General features: G+C 27.8%; 26 protein-coding genes and 3 tRNA genes. 8 read left to right on the top strand and 21 right to left on the bottom strand.

Annotation, left to right across the window (positions count from 1 at the left end; genetic code table 11):
• Positions 1-28: 28 nt before the first annotated feature.
• The 8 genes from rlmN (at position 29) to ACZ5CK_RS01915 (ending at position 4,048) form a co-directional block, all read left to right on the top strand.
• Complete coding sequence (rlmN, locus tag ACZ5CK_RS01950) at positions 29-1,069, top strand: dual-specificity RNA methyltransferase RlmN (RefSeq protein ID WP_464582228.1); 1,041 nt, start codon at positions 29-31, stop codon at positions 1,067-1,069.
• A complete protein-coding gene (locus ACZ5CK_RS01945) occupies positions 1,066-1,575 on the top strand; it encodes a PASTA domain-containing protein (protein WP_464582227.1) in 510 nt (169 codons plus the stop codon). Before rlmN ends, ACZ5CK_RS01945 begins: the two co-directional genes overlap by 4 nt.
• Entirely contained in the window at positions 1,575-2,474 is a 900-nt protein-coding gene (gene rsgA, locus ACZ5CK_RS01940; RefSeq protein ID WP_464582226.1) for a ribosome small subunit-dependent GTPase A, read from the top strand. The genes ACZ5CK_RS01945 and rsgA overlap by 1 nt, the downstream gene beginning before the upstream one ends.
• Positions 2,465-3,142, top strand: a complete 678-nt coding sequence (rpe, locus tag ACZ5CK_RS01935) for a ribulose-phosphate 3-epimerase (protein ID WP_464582225.1) — start codon at positions 2,465-2,467, stop codon at positions 3,140-3,142. The genes rsgA and rpe overlap by 10 nt, the downstream gene beginning before the upstream one ends.
• Positions 3,120-3,725 (top strand): RdgB/HAM1 family non-canonical purine NTP pyrophosphatase, encoded by a 606-nt coding sequence (gene rdgB / locus ACZ5CK_RS01930; RefSeq protein ID WP_464582224.1) that lies wholly within the window; start codon positions 3,120-3,122, stop codon positions 3,723-3,725. The genes rpe and rdgB overlap by 23 nt, the downstream gene beginning before the upstream one ends.
• A 70-nt stretch (positions 3,726-3,795) precedes the next feature.
• Positions 3,796-3,871: transfer RNA gene (locus ACZ5CK_RS01925), tRNA-Glu, on the top strand.
• Between the two features lie 14 nt (positions 3,872-3,885).
• Positions 3,886-3,961, top strand: a tRNA-Val gene (locus tag ACZ5CK_RS01920).
• 11 nt (positions 3,962-3,972) lie between these two features.
• A tRNA-Phe gene (locus tag ACZ5CK_RS01915) sits at positions 3,973-4,048 on the top strand.
• Positions 4,049-4,086: 38 nt separating this feature from the next.
• Here the strand turns inward: ACZ5CK_RS01915 and ACZ5CK_RS01910 are convergent.
• From ACZ5CK_RS01910 to ACZ5CK_RS01810, 21 genes are all read right to left on the bottom strand, one after another.
• Positions 4,087-5,796, bottom strand: a complete 1,710-nt coding sequence (locus tag ACZ5CK_RS01910; RefSeq protein ID WP_464582223.1) for an NADH-dependent [FeFe] hydrogenase, group A6 — start codon at positions 5,794-5,796, stop codon at positions 4,087-4,089.
• A gap of 138 nt (positions 5,797-5,934) precedes the next feature.
• The gene (locus ACZ5CK_RS01905) at positions 5,935-7,143 is read right to left on the bottom strand and encodes a complex I 51 kDa subunit family protein (RefSeq protein ID WP_464582222.1); all 1,209 of its coding nucleotides are present in this window, start codon (positions 7,141-7,143) and stop codon (positions 5,935-5,937) included.
• 13 nt (positions 7,144-7,156) lie between these two features.
• Positions 7,157-7,576, bottom strand: coding sequence for an NADH-quinone oxidoreductase subunit NuoE (nuoE, locus tag ACZ5CK_RS01900; RefSeq protein ID WP_464582221.1), 420 nt, complete (start codon positions 7,574-7,576; stop codon positions 7,157-7,159).
• 184 nt (positions 7,577-7,760) lie between these two features.
• A complete protein-coding gene (locus ACZ5CK_RS01895) occupies positions 7,761-9,740 on the bottom strand; it encodes a peptidylprolyl isomerase (protein WP_464582220.1) in 1,980 nt (659 codons plus the stop codon).
• A 77-nt stretch (positions 9,741-9,817) separates the two neighbouring features.
• Positions 9,818-10,792: a thiamine pyrophosphate-dependent enzyme gene (locus tag ACZ5CK_RS01890; protein ID WP_464582219.1), complete on the bottom strand. Its 975-nt coding sequence runs from the start codon at positions 10,790-10,792 to the stop codon at positions 9,818-9,820.
• Positions 10,793-10,807: 15 nt separating this feature from the next.
• Positions 10,808-11,977 carry a pyruvate ferredoxin oxidoreductase gene (gene porA / locus ACZ5CK_RS01885; RefSeq protein WP_464582218.1) on the bottom strand — a complete coding sequence of 390 codons (1,170 nt, stop codon included), beginning with the start codon at positions 11,975-11,977 and terminating at the stop codon, positions 10,808-10,810.
• A 15-nt stretch (positions 11,978-11,992) separates the two neighbouring features.
• Positions 11,993-12,301 carry a 4Fe-4S binding protein gene (locus tag ACZ5CK_RS01880; protein WP_464582217.1) on the bottom strand — a complete coding sequence of 103 codons (309 nt, stop codon included), beginning with the start codon at positions 12,299-12,301 and terminating at the stop codon, positions 11,993-11,995.
• Positions 12,294-12,869, bottom strand: coding sequence for a 2-oxoacid:acceptor oxidoreductase family protein (locus ACZ5CK_RS01875; protein ID WP_464582216.1), 576 nt, complete (start codon positions 12,867-12,869; stop codon positions 12,294-12,296). Before ACZ5CK_RS01875 ends, ACZ5CK_RS01880 begins: the two co-directional genes overlap by 8 nt.
• Positions 12,870-12,895: 26 nt before the next feature.
• Positions 12,896-14,485, bottom strand: a complete 1,590-nt coding sequence (locus ACZ5CK_RS01870) for a glycoside hydrolase family 57 protein (RefSeq protein ID WP_464582215.1) — start codon at positions 14,483-14,485, stop codon at positions 12,896-12,898.
• A complete protein-coding gene (locus ACZ5CK_RS01865) occupies positions 14,482-15,273 on the bottom strand; it encodes a DUF4912 domain-containing protein (RefSeq protein ID WP_464582214.1) in 792 nt (263 codons plus the stop codon). The genes ACZ5CK_RS01870 and ACZ5CK_RS01865 overlap by 4 nt, the downstream gene beginning before the upstream one ends.
• A 140-nt stretch (positions 15,274-15,413) precedes the next feature.
• A complete protein-coding gene (locus tag ACZ5CK_RS01860) occupies positions 15,414-16,025 on the bottom strand; it encodes a ComF family protein (RefSeq protein WP_464582213.1) in 612 nt (203 codons plus the stop codon).
• On the bottom strand, positions 16,012-17,286 hold the full coding sequence (locus tag ACZ5CK_RS01855; RefSeq protein WP_464582212.1) for a HEAT repeat domain-containing protein: 1,275 nt from the start codon (positions 17,284-17,286) through the stop codon (positions 16,012-16,014). Before ACZ5CK_RS01855 ends, ACZ5CK_RS01860 begins: the two co-directional genes overlap by 14 nt.
• A 1-nt stretch (position 17,287) precedes the next feature.
• Complete coding sequence (locus ACZ5CK_RS01850) at positions 17,288-17,728, bottom strand: hypothetical protein (RefSeq protein ID WP_464582211.1); 441 nt, start codon at positions 17,726-17,728, stop codon at positions 17,288-17,290.
• Positions 17,725-18,267 (bottom strand): hypothetical protein, encoded by a 543-nt coding sequence (locus tag ACZ5CK_RS01845; RefSeq protein WP_464582210.1) that lies wholly within the window; start codon positions 18,265-18,267, stop codon positions 17,725-17,727. The genes ACZ5CK_RS01850 and ACZ5CK_RS01845 overlap by 4 nt, the downstream gene beginning before the upstream one ends.
• Position 18,268: 1 nt before the next feature.
• Positions 18,269-18,511 (bottom strand): DNA-directed RNA polymerase subunit omega, encoded by a 243-nt coding sequence (locus ACZ5CK_RS01840; protein ID WP_464582209.1) that lies wholly within the window; start codon positions 18,509-18,511, stop codon positions 18,269-18,271.
• A 2-nt stretch (positions 18,512-18,513) separates the two neighbouring features.
• The gene (gene gmk / locus ACZ5CK_RS01835; RefSeq protein WP_464582208.1) at positions 18,514-19,137 is read right to left on the bottom strand and encodes a guanylate kinase; all 624 of its coding nucleotides are present in this window, start codon (positions 19,135-19,137) and stop codon (positions 18,514-18,516) included.
• A complete protein-coding gene (locus tag ACZ5CK_RS01830; RefSeq protein WP_464582207.1) occupies positions 19,134-19,427 on the bottom strand; it encodes a DUF370 domain-containing protein in 294 nt (97 codons plus the stop codon). Before ACZ5CK_RS01830 ends, gmk begins: the two co-directional genes overlap by 4 nt.
• A 32-nt stretch (positions 19,428-19,459) precedes the next feature.
• Positions 19,460-20,335 (bottom strand): YicC/YloC family endoribonuclease, encoded by an 876-nt coding sequence (locus ACZ5CK_RS01825; RefSeq protein WP_464582206.1) that lies wholly within the window; start codon positions 20,333-20,335, stop codon positions 19,460-19,462.
• Between the two features lie 55 nt (positions 20,336-20,390).
• The gene (locus ACZ5CK_RS01820; protein ID WP_464582205.1) at positions 20,391-21,722 is read right to left on the bottom strand and encodes a sensor histidine kinase; all 1,332 of its coding nucleotides are present in this window, start codon (positions 21,720-21,722) and stop codon (positions 20,391-20,393) included.
• Positions 21,697-22,359, bottom strand: coding sequence for a response regulator transcription factor (locus ACZ5CK_RS01815; protein WP_464582204.1), 663 nt, complete (start codon positions 22,357-22,359; stop codon positions 21,697-21,699). The genes ACZ5CK_RS01820 and ACZ5CK_RS01815 overlap by 26 nt, the downstream gene beginning before the upstream one ends.
• Before the next feature lie 9 nt (positions 22,360-22,368).
• Positions 22,369-22,818: a hypothetical protein gene (locus tag ACZ5CK_RS01810; protein ID WP_464582203.1), complete on the bottom strand. Its 450-nt coding sequence runs from the start codon at positions 22,816-22,818 to the stop codon at positions 22,369-22,371.
• Between the last annotated feature and the right edge of the window lie 39 nt (positions 22,819-22,857).

Raw genomic sequence — 22,857 nt, 5'->3', positions numbered from 1 at the left:
GAAAAACTTTAATATGGAGGAGAAAGAAATGATTAAAAAAAACATTTTAGATTATAGTTATGACGAATTAATAAATGAATTCAAACAAATAAATTTACAAAAATTCAGAGTAGATCAGGTTTTAGATTGGATATTTAAAAAACATGTGTTTGATTTTTATGAAATGACAAATATTTCAAAATTGCAACGAGAAATATTAGATAAATATTTTTATATTTATATTCCAGAACCTATAAATATTCAAGAATCAAAAATAGATGGTACTACCAAATTTTTGTGGAAACTTGAAGATGGTAGAACTATAGAATCTGTATTATTATTTTATCCAAATAGAGTTTCTGCTTGTATATCTACTCAAGTTGGATGTGCTTTAAAATGTAAATTCTGTTCAACTGGTGCAAGTGGTTTCGAAAGAAATCTTACTACTGGAGAAATTGTATCTCAAGTGCTTGCTATAGAAAAATTAAAAGATGTAAATATTAATAACGTAGTATTAATGGGTATGGGAGAGCCCATGCTCAATTATGATAATGTTTTAAAAGCTATCAGAAATTGGAATAACAAGAAAATGAAGAACCTTGGAGCTAGAAGAATTACCATTTCTACAGCAGGTATTGCAGATAAAATCGAAGAACTTGCAGATTTTGAATTAGATATTAGATTATCAGTATCTCTACATGCTCCAAATAATTATATAAGAGATCAAATTATGCCTATAAATTCAAAATACCCTATTGAAGAGGTTATTCAATCTTGTAAAATTTATCAAGAAAAAACTAAAAATAGAGTTACAATAGAATATATTGCTATAAAGGGTTTAAATGATGGAGTAGAACATGCTGAAGAATTAGCAAAATTACTAAAAGATTTGAAAGTGATGGTTAACATAATCCCCGTTAATCCTAATCCTGCTGGTTTTGAAAGACCATCAAAAAGATTTCTAACGAATTTCGTTAATAAATTAAAAGATAATAATATAGAAGCTACTTTAAGAATGGAAAAGGGAACAGATATTGATGCCGCTTGTGGACAATTAAAAATGAGGCAAAAGGGTTTTAAAACAAAATGAAAAATATAAGCTTTATAATAAAAAAAATTATAAAAAATTTATCTTTATTTATATTAGGCGCAATTACTGGTGGATTAATTTTACTATTATTTATTTTTATATTTGTTAATTCTTATTCTTATGTAATAGTGCCTAAAGTAGATGGAGAAAATAAAGATACTGCTATCAATGCTCTAAAGGAAATAGGATTAGTTCCTTTGGTCAAAGGAACAGGAAATATTGTGTTATATACAGAACCCTCTGCAGGGAAACGTGTAAAAAAAGGGCGACACATTTTTGTTCAATTGGGTAATATAGAAACTTTAAAAGTTCCAGATTTAATTGGATCTCCATTATCCGTTGCTGAACAGTTTTTAAATTCATATAATTTGAATTATAAAATTATTAAAATATATAATTCTAATGAAAAGATTGATACTGTTATTGACATGAATCCTTCTCCTGGAACACCAGTAAATGAAGGAGATATCATTATATTAAAGGTTTCATCTTCGGAGGTGAATTAGTGAATATTTATAAAGGTATTGTTACTAGATTTCATTCTAATACTTTAGAATTAATAGATTTGAATACAAATGAGAAAATAACTGCCTTCTTAAGAGGAAAATTTAAATTACAAAAGATCACGCCAATCGTTGGAGATTATGTAGAATATTCTATGGAAAATGGTGCTGCTAAAATAGAAAATATATTGCCAAGAAAAAATTTATTATATCGACCTAAAATTGCAAATGTGGATCAAACTGTTTTAGTGACTTGTTTAAAAAGTCCAAAAGTTGATTATTTAATAATAGATAAATTTTTAGTTCAAGTCGAAAAAAATAATCTTGAATGTATAATTGTCTTGAATAAAGTTGATTTGTTGGAAAAAGATGAAATTGATGAATTCTTAAATATATATTCCCGTTTATATCCTGTTGTATTGACTAGTGCAAAGAAAAATATTGGTATTGAAGAGATAAAACCATATTTAAAAAACAAGATTTCAACTTTTGCTGGCATGTCTGGAGTTGGTAAATCATCACTTCTAAATGCTATAAATCCCGGTCTTAAATTGCGTGTTGGAGAAATTTCCGAGAAATTACAAAGAGGAAAGCACACAACTACATATACCGAATTACTAGAATTTAATTTTGGAGGTTTTGTTGCTGATACTCCTGGTTTTGCTGCTCTTGATATTTATGATTTTGAACCTGAAGAATTACAAAAATTTTTTATTGAGTTTCAAGAACCTTCCATGTATTGTGGTTTTAATGATTGTGTTCATATTAATGAACCACATTGTGCAGTAAAAGAAGCTGTTCAAAATAAAGAGATTTCTGAAAAAAGATATAATAACTATTTGAAAATATATAATGAGGTTGTAGAATACAATAAAAAAATAAGGAGGAAGAGATGGAAATGAAAATATATCCTTCAATTTTAGCTGCTGATTTTTCAAAATTAGGAGAAGAGATTAAAAACGTAGAAAATAATATTGATGGCATACATTTAGATGTTATGGATGGATTATTTGTTCCAAATATTTCTTTTGGAACTCCAATAATAAAATCTGTACGAAACATTACAAAAAAATACCTTGATGCTCATTTAATGATTATAAATCCTGATAGATATATCGAAGATTATGCAAAACTTGGTGTTAACGGAATAACCGTTCACTATGAAGCAGTTACCCATTTGCATCGTACAATAACAAAAATAAAGGATTTAGGATGTGATGCAGGTGTTTCTTTAAATCCTCACACTCCTGTTTTCTTATTAGAAGAAATTTTACCTTTTGTTGATAGAATACTTATTATGAGTGTAAATCCGGGATTTACTGGTCAAAAATTCATTCCTGAAACTATTGATAAAATTAAAAAATTAAAAAAAATAATCGATGAAAAAAATTATAATGTTGTTATAGAAGTTGATGGGGGAGTTGGCTTAAAGAATATAAGAACATTATACGCAGCAGGTGTTATGGAATTTGTAGTAGGTGCTGGAATATTCCATCAAGCTAATCCTTCTGAAGCTGCTAAAAATTTGAAAGAGGTTGGTATGGGAAATGATAATTTATCTGGCGACTAATAACAAACATAAATTAAAAGAAATTAATGAGATTAAACCTAAAAATATACAAATAAAAGGAATGTTCGAAATTTTAAAAGATTTCGAAGTTAATGAAGATGGCAAGACTTTTCTCGAAAATTCTATAAAAAAAGCCATTGAAACTGCTCATGTTTTAAGAGCACCAGTTATTGCAGATGATTCTGGATTAGAAATAAAAATTTTAAATGGTTTTCCAGGAGTATATTCTGCAAGATTTATGGAAAATTATTCTTATAAAGATAAAATGAAATATATCTTAAAAAAACTGGAAAATGTACCTTTTGAAAAAAGAGATGCAAGATTTGTATGTTCTGCAACATATTATAATCCAAAAAATAATATCTTATTTTCGGTAGAAGGTGAAGTAAAAGGAAAAATCGCTTTTTCTATTTTAGGAAAAAAGGGTTTTGGATATGATCCAATATTTATTCCTAATGGTGAAACTTTAACCTTTGGGCAACTTGGAGAAAGTATTAAAAATAAAATTAGCCATAGAAAACGTGCCTTTGAAAAATTATTTTCTTTATTGATTAATATTCCAAAATTAGAAATCATATCTTAAACTTTTTAACCTTTTGTTTTCTTGACTTTTTCCTTATTTTCTGATATTATATATGTCGGTTGTGATTGATGCCCCCATCGTCTAGCGGCCTAGGACATTGGCCTTTCACGCCAAAGGCACGGGTTCAAATCCCGTTGGGGGCGCCAAGAAGAAAAGATGCGGGTGCTTAGCTCAGCTGGGAGAGCGTCTGCCTTACAAGCAGAAGGTCGTAGGTTCGATCCCTGCAGCACCCACCATTTTATTAGATGGCCAGGTAGCTCAGTCGGTAGAGCACTGGACTGAAAATCCAGGTGTCGACAGTTCGATTCTGTCCCTGGCCACCAAAAAACTCCCCGATTTTTTCGGGGAGTTTTTTAGATTTTTAACTTCTTGCTATATAATGTGTATGTAGCAAATGATGTGCAATTTCACTATTTGGTTCTTCAAGAAAATCTTCATATAATTTTTTTACTGCAGGATTTTCATGAGATTTTCTTAATTTTGAATCATAATCTATTTCATATATTGCTTCCATTCTCTTAAGTAAAACTTCTTCTGTAGTTGGAATTGGTTGTCCTCCACCACCTATACATCCACCTGGACATGCCATAAATTCCACAAAGTGATATTCCACTTCTCCATTTTTCATCTTTTCAAGCAATTGTCTTGCTTTTCCTAAAGTATTAACAACAGCGACTTTTATTATTTTCCCGTTAATTTCAACTTCCGCTTCTTTTACACCTGCTAATCCCCTTACTGATGTAAAATCTAATTTTTCAAGCTCTTTTCCTGTTAATATTTTATATGCTGTTCTTAAAGCTGCTTCCATAACTCCACCTGATGCTCCAAATATTGCTCCTGCACCTGTTGATATTCCAAATGGATCATCATATTCTTCTTTAGGAAGATTTTTAAAGTCTATCCCCGATTCTTTTATCATCTTTGCTAATTCTCTTGTGGTTAATACAAAATCGATATCACCAGCTAATTCAGGTCTATGCATTTCATATTTTTTTGCTGTACATGGCATTATAGAAACAACTACTAATTTTTCTTTAGGAACACCTAATTTCTTTGCATAATAATGTTTTGCAACTGCTCCGAACATTTGTTGCGGTGATTTTGCAGAAGAAAGATGAGGTAGAAATTCAGGATAATTATGTTCAATAAACTTTATCCATCCAGGACTACATGATGTAAATAATGGTAGCTTTCCGCCTTCTTTGAATCTTTGGATAAATTCTGTTCCTTCTTCTACTATGGTTAAATCAGCTGTGAAATTAGTATCAAAAACTTTATCAAAGCCTAATAATCTTAAAGCCGCAACCATTTTTCCAGTAGAAATAGTTCCAGGTTCCAGTCCAAATGGTTCTCCAATAGCCACTCTAACGGCAGGTGCTGTTTGTACGACAGTAATTTTTTCTGGGTCATTAATTGCTTTCCATACTCCATCAATATGATATACTTCATGCAAAGCACCTGTCGGACAATTCATAACACATTGACCACAATTTGTACAATCAACATTTCCCATACCTTCATCCATAAATGTTGTTACTATTGTATTTGGTCCTCTATTTGCAAATGTAAATATATTAACGCTTTGAACTTCAGAACATGTTCTAATACATCTTCCACATACGATACATTTTGTTGGTTCTCTAACAATTGAATAACTCGAAAAATCTGTAGGTAAATTTTTTTCTACTGGAGGTATATTTATTTTTGTTACGCCTATCTCTTCTGCAATTATTTTCAATTCACAACTTGTAGCTTTTGGACATGTTAAACAATTTAATTCACAGCTTATGCCATGTGAAGCTACTATCAACTGCATTATCGTTTTTCGAACTTTTCTTACTTTTTCCGAATGTGTTTTTATTTTCATCCCTTCACTAATTTTTACTGCACATGATGGAACCAATGTTTTTGAACCTTCAACTTCAACAATACACAATCTACATCCCCCATATGGTTCTTTACCTTCTATATAACATAAGGTTGGTATTTTTATATTAGCTTTTTTTACCGCTTCTAAAATAGATATATTCTCTGGCATATCATATTCTCTATTATTAATTGTAATTTTCATCTATCTCACCTCCGGTGAAAAAATTAATTTTGAAAAATTTCCTATTTCTATTTTAGAGATAGATTTCATCTATCTCACCTCCGGTGAAAAAATCAATTTTAATAAAATTCCTATTTCTATTTTAGAGATAGATTTCATCTATCTCACCTCTTCATAAAAAAATTTATCAAGAACAGAATAAATAAAGTTAACTGAAGATTGACCAAATCCACATCTAGCAGCAAGTAATATTGCTTCTCTTAATTCACCTATTATCTTTTTATATTCTTCTTTGTATCCTTTTTTCTTTAGTTCTAATAATATTTCTTTTATATTTCTATTACCTTCTCTACATGGAAAACATGTTCCACAGGTTTCTTTTACAAAAAAATCTGATACATTCAACAGTATATCAACTAAATCATGTTTTTTAGAAACTACTACCATACCACCAGAACCAACAGAGGATCCCGCAATTTCTAAGTCTTCATATGTATAAGGGACATCAATTTCATCATATTTTAATATTGATGTTGCTAGCCCACCTGGAACAACAAAATTTAATTCATCCTTTGTTCCTCCAGCTAATTCAATAATATCTTTTATTGTCCCACTACCAAACTCTATTTCATAAATGCCAGGTAATTTAACATCTCCACTAATTGAAACTAATTTTGTTCCTCTGCTTTTCTCTGTACCTAATTTTGCAAAAATATTATCTTCATACTTCATTATTTCTGCTGCTGTTGCCAAAGTCTCTACATTATTTACTACAGTAGGTTTATCATATAATCCCTTTTGAACAGGATATGGTGGTTTTATTCTTGAAAAACCTCTTTTCCCTTCAATTGAATTAATTAAAGATGTTTCGTCTCCACAAACATATGCACCTGCACCTTTAATAAGTCTTAATTCAAAATTAAAATCACTACCTAATATATTTTTGCCAAGTAAACCTCTATGATATGCTTCCTTTATAGTTTTTTCAAAAATATCTATTGCTTTTGAATATTCACCTCTAATGTATATATATCCAAAATTTGCTTTAACAGAATATGCTGCTATTATTATTCCTTCTAATACTTTAAATGGCATATTTTCAAGTAAATATCTATCTTTAAATGTACCTGGTTCACCTTCATCTGCATTACATATTAAAAATTTCACATTATTTTTTTGAGCTAAAGCAAATTCCCACTTCTTTCCTGTAGGAAAACCCGCTCCTCCTCTTCCTCTTAAACCAGAATCGGTTATTTTTTTCACAATATCTTCATGTTTCATTTCTAATGATTTTTTTAATCCAGGAAATTCATAATTTTCAAAGGTCTTTTCTATATCAGATTTTAAAAAGATTCTTTCTTCTAACATAAGCATCACCACCCTATATACATTCTTTTAGAATAGAAACAGCTTGTTGTGGAGTTAATTTAGTGTAAACTTTATTATTTACTAACATAATTGGACCTTCTCCACAATACCCTAAACATTCTACAATTTCCAGAGTAAATTTTTTATCCGCCGTTGTTTCGCCCGATTCAATTCCCAAATATTCTTTTATCGTTTCTACAACATTTTCAGAATTATTTAAATGACATGACAAACTATCACAAACCCTTATAATATATCTTCCTCTAGGTTTAACATGAAACATTGAATAAAATGAAATGACTCCATATAACTGCGATTTCGGCATATTCCTCGATTTAGCGATTCTAACAATTTGTTCCTCTGGTATATATCCATATGTATCTTGAATATCATGAAGATCTTCTAATAAGGTTTTTTCATAAAATTTTTCCATAGTATTCACCCCCTCAATTATATATTACTCTTAAATTAAAAAAATAACAAATGTGTTTATATTAGATTAAATGAATTTATTCACGATTATAATCATTAACAAGTTATTAATGAGTATTTTTTCACATTATTAACATACCAAATAAAAACAGAGAGCTTAAAAAAGCTCTCTGTTTTTTATTATCTTATTTATTTGTTGTAGTTGCTTCTGTTGTTGTTGCATTTTTAGACTCTTGATATTCTTTTTCTGCATCAGCAATCATTTTATCTATTCCCGAGTATTTTGGATCTAATTTTTTAATTTCTTCTAAATATCCAACTTTTGAAAATTTATCTTGAGAGAATGTATCATTAAAATCAATTAATGTTTCTAATGCTTCTATTCTTGTTTCTGTTGATGCTTTTGAAAAAGCTACTCTGTTTAAATTAAAGCTAATTTCTCTTAATTGTTGTCCAAAATATTGGAACATAGCATTTGCATCTACATATTTCAAATATTGCTTATAGGTTTTAAATTTGTTTTCAGAATACTTCAAGGCTACTTCTGGATTTTCTGGAGCTTCTTGATAATAATAATCTATTGTTTTAGAAGAATTTGGATATTCTGCAAATAATTCATCTAAAACTTTTATTCTTTTTGATTTTAATTCATCTAATTCCTTTTGTAATTCTGTTTTACCTTTTACTATTTCTTCATCTGTATAATCTTTTAATTCGTTTTTTAGATTTAAGAAATCTCTTGCGTCCTCATATTTAAATCTTTCTTTTAATAATTTCGTATATTCTTCTCCTTGAACGTTTTTCATTTTAGAACTAATTTCATCATATTTTTTATTTATTTCATCAATACCTAATTTAAGAACATTTTCATCAACATCATCTTTTAATGTTATGTATTTTGTAAATTTATCTAATCTATCTTTTAAAATACTTTCTAATAAATTAGTTGCATTAATATATAATGCCATTTCATTTGTGGATACATCTACAGATAATTCACCATTTTCATCAAATACAAAATCTTCAAGAGATTTAATAAATTCTTTTATTTTTTCTTCATCTTTAGAAGTACTTAAAGTAGTATACTCATCATATAATTTCATATCATCATTTAAATATTTTAAGGATAATTTTTCGCTTTCCTTATAGTCTTTTAACCATTTTACAAATTTATCGTCTTTTAATGTTTTCTCAATTTCAGAATATATTTCAGGATATTTATCCATTATGTCTTCTGGTTTATTAAATACTTTTTTATCCTGCACTCTAATTATATGATATCCATAATTAGTTTTTACTGGACCTACCAAATCTCCTACAGTAGCATTAAATGATGCGTCTTCAAATTCTTTTACCATTGTATTGTGTTTAAACCATCCTAATTCTCCACCGCTTGTTGCATTTGATGTATCTTTAGAATATTTTTTTGCCGCGTCTTCAAAAGTTATTTCTTTATTTTCTATCATTTGTTTAATTTTATTTGCTGTTGCTTCATCTGAAACAAGTATATGTTGTGCTTTAACTTCTTCATATTTATTTTTTAAATCATTAAAATTATCTTTTAAGTATTTTAATCCTTCTTCTTTTGAAATAACTGATACTTTATCCTTTACTTTATTTATTATATATTGAGTTCTATATGCATTTTTATAATTTGATTTTATCAAATTTCTTAAATTATCCTCGCTCTTATAGTAATCCAAATATTTCTTCCATGTGTCTTGATTTTCTTTTAATTTAGCAATTTGATCATCTATATATTTATCAAAAGCTTTATCAACTTCTTTATCTGTTGGTGTTAAACCATTTTTATCAGCATAATATTCAATTACTTTTATATCAAACAATTGTTTTACTGCATTATATGATAAAGCTAATTCATCAAATACAGGATCTAAAGTTTGTCCATATGAGGTATATTGTTGTCTCATTTGCGAAACTTCATCATTTACTTCATAATCCATTATCCAATATGGGTAATCTAATTCTGTTCCTGCTTTAGTTATTATAGCAGTTGCATTATCTCTTGAAGGCTTATTAGATGCTGCTTTTGCTTTTGAAGCACCTAAATATGCTGCAACTGACCACCATATTATCCCTGCAGTAAATAAAATTACTATAGCTAATACTATAACTTTTTCCCACTTAACAAACCAATCTCTCATCTATAAACCCCCTCTGTTAGCTCGTTTTATAATAGCCTAAAAACCGGGGGCAAGCCCCGGTTTTTGTTTTTAGAAGATTATCTCAAATACATATCTTTTGTTGCTTCTTCTAATTTCAACAATCTTTCCCATCTTGTATCTACATATTTTTGCATTTCTTCAATTATTTCCTTATATTCTGGATGTTGTAATGCTTTTCTAAATCTTCCAATTGATCTAATATATTCTTCAATTGGTTTGAAATTTCTTGGTTTTCTTGTAATCTTATAAACACCTCTATCAATTTCATATAATGGCCAGTATTTTGTTTCAACTGCCAATTTTGTTATCTTTGGACCTGAACTTTCAGGAATTCTCCAGAACCTTACACAAGGAGCTAATACAGCAATAAAAGCTGGTCCTTTATGTTTTAAACCCTTTTCAACTTTTGCCATAAAATCAAATGGATCAGAAGTTGATGCTGTTGCTGCATAAACATTTTCATGAGCCCCAACTATTTCAACAATATTTTTCTTAAATTGTACTTTACCAGTTTTTACTTTTCCAACAGGTTCTGTTGTTGCATCTGCACCTGGAGGTGTTGAACCTGATCTTTGGTTACCTGTATTCATATAACCTTCATTGTCATATAATACATACAAGAAATCATGTCCTCTTTCTACAGCTCCTGATAATGATTGAAGACCTATATCATATGTTCCACCATCTCCACCAAATGCTATAAATTTAATTGGTTTATCTGTTTTTAATTTTCCTCTATTCTTTAATGATCTGTATGCAGCTTCAGCACCAGAAATTGTTGCTGCAACATTTTCAAAAGCATTATGTATATATGGAATATTCCATGCTGTAAATGGATATATTGTTGAAGAAACTTCTAAACATCCAGTTGCTGCACCTACTACTGGTTCATATCCTAAAGCTTTTGCTGTCATTGTTGTCCATTTTGCAACCATTGGCGCATTACATCCTGGACATAATCTATGACCTTGTGTAAATGGCCAATCTTCTTTTTCTACCAAATTAATTAATTGTTTCATATTTACAGGCACTATTATTCACCTCCATTATTCTTTTAAACCAAGATATCTTTCTTCGTTTGGATCCAATTCACCTTTAAGTGCTTCTTCAAATGGTATATGCAACATTTCAGGAGTTACATCTCTTCCACCTAATCCATATACGTATGTACCCATCATTGGTCTTTCTTTTGCTTCATATAATGCAGATTTTACCAATGAATATAATGGTGCTTCTTTACCAAATGACATTGCTCTATCAAGAACCACAACTGCTTTTTTACCGTCAAGAGCTGCTAAAATTTCTTTTTTAGGGAATGGTGTAAATACCCATGGTTTTACTAATCCAGCTTTTATTCCCTTTTCCCTTAATTCATCTACAACATATTTAGCTGTTGATGCTGCAGAGTTCAATACAACCATTACATATTCTGCATCTTCCATTCTATATAAATCTAAGAAATCATATTTTCTTCCTGAAATTTTTTCATATTCAGCAAATACTTCTGGTAATGCTTTATATGCGTTCTTCAAACCTTCTTGTTGTTGTCTATGATGTTCAAAGTAATAGTCAAATAAGTCTAATGGACCATGAGTGATAGGATTATCAATATCTAATAATGGATATTTTGGTTTCCATTCTCCGACAAATCCTTTTACTAATTCATCATCTAATATTTCTACACCTTCAACACCATGAGATGTAATAAATCCATCTAAGTTTACCATAGCTGGAGTTAATACTTCTTCCCTTTCTGCTAATTTTGTAGCAATGATCGTTAAATCATATGCTTCTTGGGAATTTTCACTGAAAAATTGAATCCATCCTGAATCTCTTACAGCATATGCATCAGAATGATCACCATGGATGTTTATTGGCCCAGATAATGCCCTATTAACTATAGGCATAACAATAGGTAATCTCATAGATGCTGCTATATATACAATTTCAAACATTAATGCTAAACCATTAGCTGCTGTTGCTGTCATTGTTCTTGCCCCAGCTGCTGCTGAACCAACAACAGCACTCATTGCTGAATGTTCCGATTCAACTGGAACCATTACTGTATCTACAACTCCATCTGCAACAAATTGTGCAAAATATTCTACTATTGGAGTTTGTGGTGTTATTGGATATGCAGCTACAACATCTGGATTAATTTGTCTCATAGCATGAGCAACTGCAGCTGCACCAGTAATTGCTAACTTTGTAGGCATTTATATTCAACCTCCTTATTTTAAAAATTCTGTTTCAGGTTTCATTGTAATAGCATTAACAGGACATACTTCTGCACATGTCCCACAACCTTTACAATAATTATAATCGAAACCTAACATTTCTGTTTTTCCATCTTCTTTTACTTTACCATTAATGGCCATATCTGGACAATATAACCAACATTGCATACAATTTATACATACATCTTTATCAACAATAGGTCTCATTATTCTCCATGTACCAGTATTATATTCTCTTGCTGTAGCTGGTTTATCTATTACTCCAGCGATAGGCATTTCTTTCCAGCTATCATATTTAGGCATCGCCTTTCACCTCCTGATAACCTCTTTCAACAGCTCTCATATTTGCTTCAACTATTTCTGGTCCAAATTTTTTCTCAAATGTTTTCTTGATTTTAGCTTTAACTGCATCTAATGGAACCACATTTGTTAATTTAACCAAAGCACCAATCATAACTGTATTTGGAATACCTCTTTTAATTTCTTCTAAAGCTATGTCTGTTGCAGGAATTGTATATATTTTTCCTTTAAATCCTGTTTTTTCTCTAACTTCATCTGGAGACATAACTGTATTTACTAACATAATCTTATCTTCAGTTAATCCTGATGTTATTTCTGGTAATCCTAACATTGTGTCATCAAAGACAACAACAACATCTGGAGTTTCAATACCACTTCTTATTCTAATTGGAACATCAGCTATTCTGTTAAACGCTTTCATTGGTGCCCCTGATCTTTCTGCACCATATTCTGGGAATGCTGTTGAATATTTTCCAGCTTCTACAGCTGCTTCTGTCAAGAATTGTGAAGCACTTTTTGCTCCTTGACCAGCTCTTCCATGCCATCTGATTTCAAAATATTTTTCTGGCACTCTTATGCCCTCCTTTCAAGTATTGATCACTTTATAACACTATAATCAATGTTCTCAAAAATTTTATCTACCCACATATAGTATTTTAACTTATTTTTTTCAATTTTTCCACTCTCAAGCATTGCATTAAGTTCAAAAAAACGTTTCACATGTGTTTTTATTCTGTTAACTGCATATTCAACTGTTGTGCCCGAACTTATAATAAACGCCCAATCACTTGATTGTGCCAGCATTAGCTCCCTTATCATTAATGATATAATATCTTTTTCTTGTTTTTCCCATAATTTATTAATTTTTGATTTTAAAACTTCTATCATTTCATATATTGCTGGATATATCCAATCATTGTTTCCATTTATCCATTCTTCAAAATATCCGTTTATTCCCCACGATGATTTTGTAGGAGATACAACCTGAACATTTTCCATTTCATTTAATATTTCCTCTGGTTTTTTCAATTCAATCTCTTTATGATTATACACATTTTCTATTACTTTTTCAAGAAACATAATTCCCTCATACCACCAATGACCAAAAAATTCTGTATCAAACGCATATGTCAATATTGGTTCTTTTAAATCTGGTATTTCTTCGTTTATTTTTTTTATTTGTTTAAGCCTTTTTTGTACAAAATCTTCAGCATCTTCTTTTACAGCAGCATAAGCTTCATCTATATCATACAACATTTTATCGAAAAGTTCTTTATCTTTACCAGTTATTTTATAATATTTTATTCCAGTGTTACATCTAACTCCGCTTTTATCTATATAATCTTTTATATACTCATAGTCTCTATCAAAACCTATATCTCTATAAAATTCTCTATATCTTGGATCTGTTAAATATCCTGTTTCTGTATCAAAAATTTCTGTATTATTTTCCTTATCTCTAGCAAAAACAAAAACATTATCTGGAGTAATGATAGGATTATACACATTATATATAGGATATGGATTTCCATATATCAATCCTTGTTTTTCTACAAAAAAATATTTTATTCCATATTCTTTTAAATAACTATCTAATCCTTCAAAATAACCTAATTCCGGCAACCAAAATCCTTGAGGAGAATGACCAAAATACTTTTTAAATGTTTCCAACCCATATTTTATTTGCATTTTAATTATCTCTGGATATTCAGAATATATTGGTAATACTGCATGAGTTGCTGCCGTAGTAATTAATTCCAAATATCCTTTTTCTTCATATTCTTTAAAAGCATTTATAATATTCTTTTTATAATGTTTTTCAAAAATTTCTAATATTTCTTTAAAATTATTTCTATAGTAATCTGCCATTTTATGCTTTATTAACTCTTCATCTTTAGTAGTCTCATACTCTTTTTCTGATAATTCTATTATTTTTTTAAGATATCTTATATACTTTTCTTGTAAATCTATGCTATTCAACATTTCAATTAATGTCGGAGATAAACTCATTGTTAATTTAAAATCTATACCTTTTTTTTCTAATTTTTTAAACATTCGAATTAAAGGAATATACGTTTCTGTAATCGCTTCAAATAACCATCTTTCTTCCATAAATTCTTCATAGTCTGGATGTCTAACATATGGTAGATGAGAATGTAAAATAAAAAGTATATTGCCTTTATTCATTTTTTTATCCCCTTATTTAAAGAATATAAATTCCAAACAAAAGAACCGCCACCAGAAATTGGAGGTTTACCTCCTAACTGTGGTAAAGCCATATTGCCATTAGCAATGCTTGGTATTTTTTCTACAATATTAACATTTATTCTCTCTCTCATCTTTTTTCTTTTATTAGTTTTTACATTATACATAATAAGATTATCAGAGTTATTTATCCTATCAGAAGGCATCTTTAATTTATTGCTTCTTATTAATGGAATAAAATTTTTCTCATAATCTAAATAACCTATTTCTCCTATGTATTCCGAACTCGATAATGGAACATAAAAATAATAACTTTTATATTCTCTTAAATCATTTATAGATTCATAAATTCTATTTGCATCTTCAATTAAATCATTATTTGTTATATCATATAATCTCATTATAATTTTAGTGTTTTCTGGTATTTTTTCAATTTTAGTAATCACATCTTTCGAAAAATTCCAAAAAGCATATATCCAATTTGAATTAACGCTTACTATTGTCAATAAATTCTTTTTTAGTATTTTATCATTTGGTATTAAATTAATTTTACTTATTTGTGATATATTATATTGCATTTGATTTGAGGTATCAGTAATTAGCCCTTCTTCTTTTAATTGCAACAATTTATTTTTTATTACCTTTATAATATCTTTCTTTCTCATTGATCTTTTCAATCTAATTCCCATATTCTTAGCAATATTTCTTAATTCTTGAATACTTGGTTCTTCACTTTCCAAAATTTTAGATAATTTCTTATCTATTATCATATAACAACCCCCAATAAATAAATTTCCATATAAATTGTATCATATATTTTTTTTTAGCAAATAGTAGTAATTATTCAATTTTTAATTGTATTTACTATTATTTATTAGTAATAATGAAAAACCACTATTATTAAAGGTATTTATTTCTTTACATTTTTGCAAAGTATTATTGGAATAATTTTACCGCTTATAGTATTTATGGCTTCACTAATTGTTGCTCCTGTTGTATAAACATCATCTAATAATATATATGTTCCATTCATACTATTAAACTCAAATTTATTTTTAACCTGTTTTAATCTTTGAATATAGTTTTCTGCTTCTACTTGTGATTCGGAATAATTATTTTTTATTTTTAAACCTTTATTTATTTTAAATCCTGTCAATTTTGAAAATTCTTTTGCAATTAAATATACAGGATTATATCCACGAACTTTAAGATGTTTTTTTATGGAAAGAAGATATAATATTTCTGGAAATTCATCAAAGCTAATATTGTAATAAATATAAGTTTTGTATATCATTTTAGCGAAAATTTTCGCAAAATGCACATTTTGTTTAAATTTGAATTCTATGATAAAATCCGATAATGGCTTTTCATAAATCCCCGCAAAATATATTTTATGACCATTCCTTTCTAAGTAGGAAGGTTGAAAAAGCGAGTCTTCACAAGACCCGCATATTAGTTTATTAAAAACTATTCCTTTTTCACATATTTTACATTTATTCGGAAATAGTTCATTCAAGAACATTTGGTACTACCTCTGGATTCAATTTTAGCAATGTTGTTAAAGCGGTTAACTTTAACGTACCACTTTCATTTTCATCCCTTATTATATTAAATGGAGTTTCCCAAAAACTATTAGCTTTCAAAATTTTTAAAATATTTAAAGCATTTTTTCTTAGATTTATAGGATATTGTTTATTTTCAGCAATTTTTGATACTTCTACTAAAAATTGCTCTGCTTTCAATTTTTTTATTATTTGTAATGCATAATTTTTTCTTTTTATAGATAGCGATTCTAAAAATTCTGGAACTTTTTCAAGTAAAGTGTAATCGAGAAAATATAATAAATAATTAACTGCACCATTTAATAAATCATCTTCTACAACATCTAATAATGTTCTTGCATAATCAACATAATTCATATCATCTTTTTCCATTGCTAATCTGAAACCAAAATTTTTTATTTTTGGTAAATCTGAATTTATAAATTTATCTATTACCCAATCTTGAACTATATCATTGCCACAAATTTTCTTTCCTCTATTAACCAATTCAAATAATATTTCTATGTCATCTTCTTCATCTATATTTTTTGTAAAAAAGTTTTTAGATATTTCACATGGTAACCCTGCAATATATTTTATAATTATTAATTTCATTTCTTTTAAAGAGTTATTGTATATTTCTGTAAATGTATTGTATACAGTTACAGAATCATTTGACTCAAAATATCTTTTTAAAATCAGTTTTTTCAAAGATAGAGGAATTTCTTCTGACAATATAATTTCACTTATATTATCAGTAATATTTAATAAAACTTTTATCTGTGGATTTGGATCATCTTTAAATTTATCTTTTATTTTATCTATATCTTCTGGATAAAATTCTATAAATGAGCTTACTAATTGAAATCTAACTTTAAAATCCGGATCTTTTGCAAAAGGAAATAATTCTTTAAAATCCTCACAACCAAGCGAAAGATATAATTTCACAGCTTCTTTTCTTATCAAAGGCGATATATCTTTAAATAATGATTTCAATAAATCACAATCGAGTTTTCCCATTTTTTCAAGATATTTTAAAGCAGAAATTCTTACATTAGGGCTGTTATCATTTAGCATTTCATGCATATGAGTAATTTCAACTTTCTGTTTTGATAATTCCTGTATTGATTTTGCTTTAACAGTTGAAACTTTTGATTCTAATAACTCAAGATATAATCTCATATTATCATGTCGTATTTTTTCTTGTAAAATTTTATATGCTTCTATAATTGGGTTAGCCATATTACCACTCCTCTGAGCAAATATTAAGTTTATAATTTTCTAATTGAAACTCCATCATTTTGTTTTCTTTCATATCTATATCAACTGATTTTCCAGTATATAAATATTCATAGGTTCTTTTATTATATTGATCTATAAAAATCATTTTTAAATAATTAGAAGTTTTCTCGATTTGCAATTTTTCATTGTTTTTCCTTTTAAACTCAAAGTATTTTTTATATCCACCATCATTAAATTTAACCGTCGATACCTCTATATCATCTCTGAAAAACCTAAACATATTTATTACACTATTTTCTACATTTATTCTATTGAAATTCATATTTATTACTTCTTTGAACATAATAATTGTCCTTGCAAATAAAGCAAGGACAATTATAGAAATTATTGAAATAATCAATAATGATAATGTCGATTCCATTAATAAAAAACCTTTTTTCATTTAATTGGCTCCGAAAAATATATAGAAAAGTCTTTTCTTCCATTCAAAAATCTAAATTCCATTTTTAAATCATCTATAAAATCTTCCGGTGGTGGAACTATATATGTTATTTTTAAAAACATATAATCCACAAGGTTTGTAGAATATTCCTTCTGAGATAACGGATATCCAAATCCAAATTTTAAAGATAAATTCTCTGTATTAAATTTTATTCCAGAATACATCAAAAAGATGCTTCTATTTTGTGTAGCCTCTTTTGTTATTCTATCATTAAACCATGCAATACCAAAGTCAACATTACTATAATTATTTATTTTTAATATTGATGTACTAACATCTAATACTGTCAAAAAATTAAAATCTGGAGTACTTATATAAGTAATATCACTGGAGAACTCAAAATTACTTTCTTCAAGTCCTAATTTCAATCCCATATTCCAATTATCCAAACCTGTTAATATAGACATTCCTATATCAAAGTTAACTGAAAATATCGAAACCGAAAAAAGAAGAGATATTATAAATATAAATTTTTTCAAATTATTTCACCTCAGGCTTATATTCCTCAAGTTTATCTTTATTTTTTAATCTTACATGGCCTTTTTCTATTTCTTTAAATGCTATTGTAACAAAGTTATTATCAGATGTTTTTACCAATGGTTTTGCTGTTGCATCAAACCCTTCTTCTTTTAAAATTTGTACTCTTTTTGCAACCATGACAGGAACAACATATTTAAATCCTACTTTTTTCATAATTTCATCGTAATTAAAATCCATAGACATAATTATTCCTCCTCGAATTTAAAAAATGAGTATTTACCCAAATGTTCTGTAACTCTTTTGGTTTTTATTTGTTCAGCTATAAAAATAGCAATTAACTGGTTTATTGCTTCATTTAAATCCTCATTAACAATTAGATAATCAAATTCATTTATTTTGGATAATTCCCATCTAGCATCTGATAATCTAATTTTTAAATCTTCCTCTTTTTCAGTTCCTCTATTCATCAATCTTTTCTTTAACTCAGAATAAGATGGTGGTGCTATAAAAATCAAAACTGTTTCTTTAGGCATTTTCTTTACAACGTTCAAAGCTCCTTGAACATCAATATCTAAAACTATATTCATACCTTCACTAATTTTTTCTGATATGTATTTCTTAGAAGTACCATATTTATGACCATGAACTTTTGCATATTCTAAAAACTCATCATTCTTTACCATTTCATCAAACGTTTTTTCATCTATAAAAAAATAATCTTTTCCATCTATTTCTCCTGGTCTTGGTGGTCTTGTAGTATATGATATAGAAAATGAAAATCCATCTAATTTTGACATTGCATTTTTTATAATTGAAGATTTTCCTACACCACTTGGGCCACTAACTACGTAAAGAATACCCTTGGTCATTTAGAATATACCTCTCTCCTTATTTTTTCCAAAGCTGCTTCTACATCATAGAAATTTTGCATAAATCTACCACTGATTGTTTCCGGCTGAATAGCACTTAAAATAATATGATTACTATCAGTTATTACTATAGCTCTTGTCTTTCTGCCATATGTTGCATCTATCAATTTTCCTTCTTCTTTTGCTATATCCTTTAATCTTTTTAATGGTGAAGATTCAGGATTAACAATTGCGATAACCCTATCGCCTATAACAACATTACCAAATCCTATATTTATCAAACCGTACACAACTTACACCTCCGATAATAGATTATTTATCATTAATGAATATTTTGTACTTGTTCTTTAATTTTATTCACATGCAATCTACCTTCTATAGATAAAGCAGTTATTTCTTTTAATTTTGATTTAGAAGCTATTGTGTTAAATTCCCTATGCATTTCTTGAGAGAGAAAATCAAGGTTTTGTCCTAATGATTCTAAATCAGAATTTATTAATTCTCTAAACTTCTTTACGTGCATTTTTAATCTATCTATTTCTTCTGTAATATCGCCTCTTTCTAAAATAAGAGCTATTTCATATTCAAGTCTTTCTTTATTATATTCAATATTTAAATCCAAATCTTTTAATGAGTCATTTAACTTTTCTCTATAGTATTCCTTCATTTTACCAGCATTTGATTCTATTTCTTTTGTAATATTTTCTATAGTATTTATATACTCTTCTAATACTTTTTTTATTTTTTCTCCTTCGGAATTTTGTGTTTCTAATACCTTTTTAACGCAATTATTTAAAGCTGTTTCTAATCCTTCCCATATATTATCAAGATCTTTTTCATCAATTGAATATCTCATTATTTCTTTAAATTTAACAAGAAGGTCTAAATTCGGTAAATCGTTTAAGTGAAGATATTGAGCAAGTTCATTTAATGCATCATAATAAGATTTTGCAAGAGCTTTATCTATTTTTATTATATCTTTTGGTTGTAATAATCTAATATCTATATATATATTCAACGAGCCTCTTTTGAAATATTTTTTTATTACATCATTTACCTTTAACTCTAAAGATGAATATATCCATGGCAAATTCGTTTTTATATTTAAGTGTTTTCCATTTAACGATTTTATTTCAACAGTATAACTATAATTACCTATATTTTCTTCTATTCTCCCATAACCAGTCATACTCCTCATATTATCACCTCTTATTATACCATTATACACCAAATTCTTTAAAAAATCAAAATATTTAAGAAAATTTAATCTTAAATGTACTTCCTTCACCCTCATTACTAATAACTTCTATTTTAGCGTAAATCTTTTCACTTATTCTTTTTGCAATAGAAAGACCTAATCCAAACCCTTCATCAGAACGAGCTTTATTGGATTTATAAAATCTTTCAAAAATTTTATTTATTTCATCTTCTGGTATTCCAATACCTTTATCTATTATCTCTATTTCCTTATTGTTTATATTAATAAATATTTCATTTTCACCATTCAATTTAGTGAATTTAATTGCATTTTCAATAATTACTTTAAGCATAATAGATAAATAATCTTTATTCGTTTTTACATATACATTTTTCAATTTAGTTTTTATTTTTATATCTTCATTTTTATATATACTTATTACTTTTTCTACTACATCCCTTAAATTAACTTCTTCAAGTTTTATTTCTTCTTCTACTTTAGATAATAATAACAAATTTTCTATCATTTCCTTTAGATAATTTGATGAACTTTTTATATTTTCTAATGATTCTTCAAACACTTTTTTATCTTCTTTCCCCCATCTCTCAATTAATTTAATATATCCAATTATTGATGTCAACGGTGTTCTTAATTCATGAGAAACATCCGAAACAAATTGTTTTTGCAATTCATAACCTTTATTTATTTTTTCTAACATTGAATTTATATTTTGTGTTAATGTATGAAATTCTATATATTTTTGTTCAGGAACTCTTTTGTCCAAACTTTCAACATTAATTTCTGATATTTCTCTTGATATATCAAGAAGTGGTTTAAGAGAACGTTTAGCAAAATAATATGAAATTAAAAAAGATAAAAAAATACTTATCAAACTCAATTTAAATGCAAGAGAGTTAAATGTATTAAGTAATGCCGTATATTCTAAAGATGGACCACCTATTATCAAATTTGAATTTCCAAAGACTTTAGTTTTAATGAATATATAATATAATCCTTCATTTTTATAAACTGCATAAGGCTTTTTTATATTATATATTTCTTCATTTACTATTCCAAAAGGATCATTTAATACAATACCATCTAATATCACAACTTTATTTGATATAATGCTGTTTTTTAATCTTTCCGAATCCCTTAATATATTCATATTTCTCATCATAACACCCATTCTATCGGGTGAAGGAATTTGAGACATCTTCTCTATTTGTTGCTTTAAAATAACTGCATAAGATCTTACAGACATAAATTCAACAAAATATCTCATTGAAAGTATTACTGTTAATAATATTACTATTATTACCATAGTATATATAATTGTCAAATTCCATACAACACTTTTTTTATTCTTCTTTAAATACGTATCCAACACCTCTCACTGTCTTTATTTTTTTCCCTTCTTCGCCTAATTTTTTTCTCAAATAATTTACATATACTTCAACTAGATTCAAGTTTTCCGGATCATCATAACCCCAAATTTCTTCAAGCAATTTTTCTTTTGAAATAACATTATTTTTGTTAATTATCAAATATTTTAATAAGTTAAACTCTGTAAGTGTCAAATTTATTTCTTTTCCATTTACTTTAACTTCCATTTTTTCTGAATCAATTTCTATATTTGAAGTATTCAAAACTTTATGTTTCCCCAATCTTCTAAGCAAAGAATCTATTCTTGCTAAAAGTTCTTCTATTTCAAATGGTTTAACTACATAATCATCTGCTCCTGTTTTTAAACCTTCAACTCTAGAACCTAAGTCACTTTTTGCTGTAAGCATAATGATACCTACATTATTATCAAAACTTCTTATTGATTCTGCTACCTCCATACCATCTATTTCGGGAAGCATCAAATCTAAAATTATTATATCTGGCTTAAAAGACTCATACTTTTCCAAACCTTCTTTACCATCATTAGCTACTTCTACATTAAATCCTTCATGTTTTAATTCCAATTCCAATAATCTTGAAATACTTCTATCATCTTCTACTATTAATATCTTAAACACATAACCACCTCAATATGTAAATCCAACATATAATTCTTTTAGTGTAGTTTCAATTATCATATAACCACCTAAATTTTCTAAAAAGAATTTTATACCGTATTTTGTTGAAAAACTCAAATCTGAAGCAACTGGTTGTTCTATAATAATTGAGGCTTCTCTTTTACCAAAAGTTGCCATAATTGAGAATTTTGTTTTGTAATCTAAAGTATCTATCAATGTACTAAAATCAAAAGTCCCCTTTAAATCATACAGATAATATTTAATAAAAGGGAATGAAAATCCAGAATCAAATCCATATTTAATACTAGAAACATCTTTAAAAGACAATACACCATCAAATCTACCTGTTAAATCATTTAACGTAGGAACAACTATATCCATAGAAAAAATAGATTTCGCTGCATTAATTACATTAAACATTAATAAAACCATCATTAAAATTAAAAATACCTTTTTCATCTTTTTACCCCCCTATGTTATAATAATATTTGTAATCTA

The sequence above is a fragment of the Marinitoga okinawensis genome (assembly GCF_055387075.1).
This window is presented reverse-complemented; position numbering and strand designations above follow the sequence as displayed.